This is a genomic window from Bradyrhizobium sp. UFLA06-24 (assembly GCF_054967145.1).
The window spans coordinates 1-6,252 of sequence record NZ_JADFUE010000134.1; the positions used below are offsets into that span (position 1 = coordinate 1).

General features: G+C 64.5%; 7 protein-coding genes and 1 pseudogene. 1 reads left to right on the plus strand and 7 read right to left on the minus strand.

Annotated features, from left to right (window positions below; translation table 11 throughout):
- The 5 genes and pseudogenes from IF809_RS37640 to IF809_RS37660 all read right to left on the minus strand — a co-directional run.
- Positions 1-512 (minus strand): annotated as a pseudogene (locus tag IF809_RS37640) (DUF305 domain-containing protein); the annotation flags it as partial.
- Between the two features lie 86 nt (positions 513-598).
- Positions 599-778 (minus strand): CsbD family protein, encoded by a 180-nt coding sequence (locus IF809_RS37645; protein ID WP_128967148.1) that lies wholly within the window; start codon positions 776-778, stop codon positions 599-601.
- A 143-nt stretch (positions 779-921) separates the two neighbouring features.
- Complete coding sequence (locus IF809_RS37650; RefSeq protein ID WP_462840010.1) at positions 922-2,526, minus strand: alpha-amylase family glycosyl hydrolase; 1,605 nt, start codon at positions 2,524-2,526, stop codon at positions 922-924.
- Between the two features lie 31 nt (positions 2,527-2,557).
- Positions 2,558-3,091 carry a hypothetical protein gene (locus IF809_RS37655; protein ID WP_128967146.1) on the minus strand — a complete coding sequence of 178 codons (534 nt, stop codon included), beginning with the start codon at positions 3,089-3,091 and terminating at the stop codon, positions 2,558-2,560.
- 11 nt (positions 3,092-3,102) lie between these two features.
- On the minus strand, positions 3,103-4,278 hold the full coding sequence (locus IF809_RS37660) for a zinc-dependent alcohol dehydrogenase (RefSeq protein WP_462840011.1): 1,176 nt from the start codon (positions 4,276-4,278) through the stop codon (positions 3,103-3,105).
- Positions 4,279-4,441: 163 nt separating this feature from the next.
- On the opposite strand from IF809_RS37660, the gene IF809_RS37665 reads away from it, so the two are divergent.
- Positions 4,442-5,224: an SDR family NAD(P)-dependent oxidoreductase gene (locus tag IF809_RS37665; RefSeq protein ID WP_462840012.1), complete on the plus strand. Its 783-nt coding sequence runs from the start codon at positions 4,442-4,444 to the stop codon at positions 5,222-5,224.
- A gap of 47 nt (positions 5,225-5,271) precedes the next feature.
- Here the strand turns inward: IF809_RS37665 and IF809_RS37670 are convergent, their stop codons facing one another.
- Entirely contained in the window at positions 5,272-5,832 is a 561-nt protein-coding gene (locus IF809_RS37670) for a TIGR02281 family clan AA aspartic protease (RefSeq protein ID WP_128967143.1), read from the minus strand.
- Positions 5,833-5,860: 28 nt separating this feature from the next.
- On the minus strand, positions 5,861-6,064 hold the full coding sequence (locus IF809_RS37675; protein ID WP_128967142.1) for a DUF1289 domain-containing protein: 204 nt from the start codon (positions 6,062-6,064) through the stop codon (positions 5,861-5,863).
- Positions 6,065-6,252: the final 188 nt, after the last annotated feature.

A 6,252-nucleotide genomic window follows, 5' to 3' on the forward strand; every position in this document is an offset into this window, starting at 1 on the left:
ATCGTGGACAGCGCGGCCCGCATCCACATGTTGGTGAAACGTACGTCACGCCCCGGCGCATGGCCGCGCGCCCAGCGCAGCCGGGCGAACATCGGATACATCACGGCCGAAGAGGCGTGGACGAGCAGGCCGATCAAGTAAGGTTGTTGCAGCGTGAAAAGCGGCTGCCAGAACGGAAGCAATGGCACCAGCACGAACCATTCCATGCCTGACGAGAAGACGGCCCAGGGCAGCGCGAGCAGCAGGATCGTCAGGGGACGCAAGTCGGCGGTCCAGCGGCCGAGCACGCCGAAGAAGACCAGCGCCCAGGAAAAATCCGCCCATTGGTGGAAGGCGATGCCGACAAGGATCGCGTTCCACGTCGGTTCTGCGCTGATGGCCCAATCGCGCGTTGGAATGGCGGCGACCGTCATCCAGTCGACCGCGGCATCGCGGCCGATGCGGGCTGCGAACAGCTGGCTGACGATGGTCGAAAAGGTGCTGCTGATCAGGCCAAGCTCGGCCGCGGCGATCCAACGTGAAGGGCGCCGGCCGGTGGAGAGAGTGGACGGGCTCCCGTTACTGCGTCGAGCGGGGAAGGCCGGATGCGTGGTCGCGTTCACGTGAGCTGTTTGAGCTTCTTCAGCGGATTGAGCTCGCTCGGCTTCTCCCGTTCGTCGCGGCCATGCTGTGCTTGGGCCTTGCCATCGTCGTGCAGAGTCTGGTCGCCGATGATCTCGCCGACGGCCTGCCTGGTCCTGCCGACGATGCGTTGCGCGAGGTCCTTCGTCTTGCTCATGGCCTGCCTCCTATCTCACGCCGTCGCCCCGGCGCCTAAAGGGGGCACGCGCCGGGGCCGCGGTTTCGTCCAGTCTGCCTCCGGCAGGGGGATCTCGGAGGAGTTGATCAGACTCCTTGATGCGCGGATGGTTCCAGCTGGTCTCACCGAGCCTCCACCGCGATGATCACGCCTTCATTGCCGCGGAGCAGGAGAGAGGCATCCGGCAGCGGTTCGGGTGAGCGGTCGAGATGCGTTGACATCAGCAGATGGCCGCGGCCCTGCCAGTGCCACTTGCGCGGCTCCGCTGCGATGTTGAGTGCGACCAGAATTTCGTTCCGTCCGTCGGTGCGCCTGAATGCAAGAACGTCGTTGCAAGATCGCAGCGCTTTGTAGTCGCCCTGACGCAGGCACGCATGCTCCCGCCGCAGCGCCATCAGCGCGCGGAACAGCGCCAGCAGCGAGCGCTTGTCGCGCTGCTGTGCCGCGATATTGACCGCTTCATCGGCGCGCTCCAGCGGCAGCCAGGGCTCGCCTGTCGTAAAGCCGCCCTGGGCACTGTCATCCCACCGCATCGGCGCGCGTTCGGGATCTCGGCACAGATCGTATCCCGGCACGAGCTTTTCGAAGGGATCGCGGACGCGGTCGGCGGGAATGGGGACGCGCTTGCGGCCGATCTCGTCGCCCATATAGAGGAACGGTGTTCCGCGCAGCGTCATCAGCAGCATCGCCATCGCGCGCATCTGTGGCTCGCCGATCTTGCTCGCGATCCGCTGCTTGTCGTGGCCGCCGACGACCCATACGGGCCATGCATGCTCCGGAATGGCGTTGAAGTAGGCATCGATCGTCGCTTGCAGCGACAGGACGTCCCATCGCGAGTCGAGCAGGGCGAAGTTGAGCGGCAAATGCAGGCGCGGCCGGTCGTTGCCGTAGAAGTGCCCGATACGGTCGGTCTTGCCCTGGACTTCGCCGCAGAGCAGCCGCCCCGGATGGTGGTCGATCACCTCTCGCATAAACTCGATGCAGATCATCGTCTCGGGCCGGTCGTCGGTGAAGACGGGCGTCTGACGTTGCGGCGGCGGCTTGCCTTCCGCTTCTGGATTTGGCGGGTTGTCGCGCAACAGCTCGTCCTTGATCAGGACCGCGCTGGCATCGACGCGAAAGCCGTCGACGCCGCGATCGAGCCAGAAACGCATGACGTCTGCGATGGCGCCGCGTACCTGGGGGTTGCGCCAGTTGAGGTCGGGCTGCTCGGTCAGGAAAGAATGATAGTAGTATTGCCGGCGCGCTTCGCACCACTCCCAGCCGGTGCCGCCGAACCGGCTCAGCCAGTTGTTCGGGGGCCCGCCGTTCTCGGCTGCATCGGCCCAGATGTACCAATCGGCTTTCGCACTGTTGCGCGAACTGGAGCTCTCGACGAACCATTCATGGTCATTGGCCGTGTGATTGGGAACGAGGTCGAGAATCAGCCGGATGCCTTCGGCGTGCAGGGCTTTGACGAGGCGATCGAAATCTTCAAGATTGCCGAATGCGGGGTCGATCGCGCAATAGTCGGAGATGTCATAGCCGAGGTCGCGGAACGGGCTCTTGTAGATCGGCGTCAACCAAACGGCGTCGACGCCGAGCCATCTGAGGTAGTCGATGCGCGATACAAGGCCGGCAAGATCACCCTTGCCATCGCCGTTGGAGTCCTGGAAGGAGATCAGCGCGATCTCGTAAATGACGGCGGATTCCCACCACGCTGCCTCGTCACGGGACTCGATGCTCATTACCTTGCTTCACCTCGTCATGTTTGTTGCGTTAGGCCTTGGTGTGGGCTGCGATCTGTTTGGCCGCGGTGCGTGCGCTCTCGATCCCCTTCGGGAAACCGCTGCGGTTCGGATAGAGCTTGCGCCGCGCATCGCGCGGCGGACGGCGCGGCTTGGTGTCCTGCGCGGCGCGATAGTCGAGCATCGCGATGCCGCCGACCATCAGCAGCGCCAGCGCGATGTTGCCCTTCTTCGGATTGTCAGCCGTCAAGCCCGACAGCAGCGCGGCGGCATCGAGGCCGTCGCCACCGACACGGGCCCACAGGCCGGCGTTCTTGTCGACAGAGAGCGACATGATGCCAGCGAGGATCTCGCGCAGGCCGAAAGCACGGACCATCGTCTCACGACCTTCCATGCCCAGTGTTTCCGTGACGCGCCGCGGGGCGAACAGCTCGACGACACCGAGACCGATGCTGAACCAGCCGAGCGCGCGGGCCAGCTGGTCTGCCGGCTGCTTCAAGCTCGGCCCGCCCTCGAGGATCTTCGGGTCACCCTCGGTGCGCACGATGTTGGAGAAATGAAACATGGCTTGCTCCTTCAGGGCCTCAGCACGACTTTGACGCAGGATTCGCGCTTGTCGCGAAACACCTGATACATCTCCGGTCCCTGCTCGAGAGGGACGGTATGGGTGATGACGAAGGACGGATCGATCTCGCCTTCCTCGATGCGGCGGAGCAGGTCGTCGGTCCAGCGGTTGACGTGGGTCTGGCCGGTCCGCATGGTCAGGCCCTTGTTCATGAAGGCGCCCATCGGGATCTTGTCGGAGAAGCCGCTATAGACACCGGCAACCGAGATGATGCCGCCGGGCCGGCAGACATAGATCATCTCGCGCAGTACGTGCGGCCGGTCGCTTTCCAGCATCACCATCTGCTTGGCGCGGTCGAGCAGTGTGTCCGGCTGCGAGGCCATCACATGCGCTTCCATGCCGGCGCAATCGATGCACTTCTCCGGGCCCTTGCCGTCGGTGAGTTCGTTCAGCCGCTCCACCACGCTCTCGGTCTCGAAATTGATCGTGGTGGCGCCGCCGGCTTCCGCCATGCTGAGCCGCTCGGGCAGGCAGTCGATCGCGATCACCTGGTTGGCGCCGAGCAGGATGGCGCTGCGGATCGCCATTTGTCCGACGGGACCGCAGCCCCAGATCGCGACCGTGTCGGTCGGCTCGATGTCGCATTGCACGGCCGCCTGCCAGCCGGTCGGGAAGATGTCGCTGAGGAACAGCAATTGCTCGTCGGGGATGCCGGCGGGAACCTTGATGTGCGTGGCGTCGGCAAAGGGCACGCGGAGATATTCGGCCTGGCCGCCGGAATAGCCGCCGGTGAGGTGGGTATAGCCGAACAGACCCGCGGTCGTATGTCCGAACACCTTGTCGGCGAGGTGGCGTTTGCGGTTGGTGGTCTCGCAGACCGAGAAATTGCCGCGCTTGCACTGGTCGCATTCGCCGCAGATGATCGTAAAGGGCACGACGATGCGGTCGCCCTTCTTCAGCTTGCCGTCGACGCCGGAGCCGACCTCGACCACTTCGCCCATGGTCTCGTGGCCCATGATGTCGCCGGGCATCATGCCTGGGATGAAATTATGAAACAGGTGCAGGTCGGAGCCGCAGATGGCGCAGCTCGTGACCTTGATGATGGCATCGCGCGGGTCCTGGATCTCCGGGTCGGTGACGGTATCGCACCTGATGTCCTCCTTGCCGTGCCAAACCAGCGCCTTCATCTTCCATCCTCCGGGCTGAACCAGTTGGCATCTAAGTCCAGGAATGAACGATGGTTGCTATCGCCGCGCGCAAATTCTTCGCACTGCACCGGATGGCGCAGATTGGAACGAGTGCGTCGGGCAGCGATTAGGCGTGATCAGCTCAACCTCAAGGATACGTCCGATGCCCGCCAATCAACTCGCCGTCGTCACCGGCGCCTCCACCGGGATCGGCCTGGAACTCGCAAGATGCTGCGCCCAGGCCGGATACAACCTTGTCATCGCGGCGGACGAGCCCGCGATCGAGCGGGTTGCCGTCGATCTGCGCAGGCTCGGCGTCAACGTCGAACCGGTCGAGGCCGATCTTGCCACGATCGATGGTGTCGACAAGCTCTGCGCCAAGGTCGGGGACCGGCCGATCGATGCCTTGCTGGCCAACGCCGGCGTCGGCCTCGGCAAGGCGTTTCTCGATCAGGACTTCCAGCGCGTCAGGCGCATCATCGACACCAACATCACCGGCACGCTCTATCTGATCCACCGCGCCGGCAACGAGATGCTTCGCCGCAATTCCGGGCGCATCCTGATCACGGGCTCGATCGCGGGCTTCACACCGGGCAGCTTTCAGGCGGTCTACAACGCCAGCAAGGCGTTCCTGGATTCGTTCTCCTTCGCGCTCCGCGAGGAACTGCGCGACAGCGGCGTTACCGTGACCTGCCTGATGCCCGGTGCCACCGAGACCGAGTTCTTCCGTCGCGCCGAGATGATGGATACCAAGGTCGGTACCGAGAAGAAGGACGGCGCGTACGACGTCGCCAAAGCCGGTTTCGATGCCATGCTGCGCGGGGACGCTGATATCGTCACCGGCCTCAAGAACAAGATCCAGACCACGGTGGCCAACGTCACGCCGAACGAGATTCTGGCCAAGCAGCACCGCAAGATGGCGGAGCCTGGCACTGCAAACTCATAGCACTGGCGGTAGGCTGCTGTTTGCGCGGACCGCCAATCGCTCGCGCCTCAATCGACCGCCGTGCGCGAGCGGCGGTGGCTGCTCTGGAGCTCGGGATAACCGGTGAGCATCAGCGTGTCCGAGCGGACGCCCCAGCTCTCCAGGCGATCGAGGAAGCTCATGCCGAGCAGATTGGTCTTCATCTGCCCACGCTGGACGACGAGCGCCGGCACCGACTTCTCGACGAGATGGCCGACCGCGAGGCGATCGAGTGTGAGCCGCGCCGCCTTGGTATGGCCGCCGGCGGTTTCGAGGTCGACGTCGTATTCCAGCATCTCGAGCGGCAGCCCGATCGCCTTCGCGGTTTCCCACGTCAGCACGACGGAGGTGGCGCCGGTGTCGATCACCATGGGCGCCGTGACGCCGTTGATCTTGGCACGTAGCGCGAACTCACCGCCCTGGCCGCGCTGGATCTGCACGGCGGGAGCCGGCGCAGGCGATGCAGCCGGTCCACGCAGCATGTGCGAGACCTTGTGGCTGGCACGCGCGATCTGGTCGGGATCGCCATAGGCGACCACGGCGCCGGCCGTGCCGGCGAGCATGAGGAGAACGAGCAGGAAGCGCATCATTGCGCGCCTCCGATGGTGCGCCGGGCGGTCAGAGGCGTTTCGGAGTTCCAGCGATGGGCTGCAAGCCCGCGTCCGCCATGCGCGCAGCGAGCTGCGCCATGACGGAGAGCCGTTCCGCGCTCTCCATGGCGTGCCAGCGCGCGATCTCCGGCAAGGTGCGGCCGCAGCCGAAGCACAGCCTGGTTTTGGGGTCGATCATGCAGACGGCGACGCATGGCGTTTCTTTGCTCATACGGACATAGTGGGGGATCGTCGGGCATATCTGCAAGCATCTCGTTAAGAGCCGGTACCCGCGCTCATGATCGGCTTATGGCGCGGCCTGCGCTTCTCGTCGGGTACCATGGAACTCTCCGGCTGCAGCGGCGGCGAATCCTCCGACAGCGGCGCCAGCGCGCTCATCACACTGTCTCTTATACACAT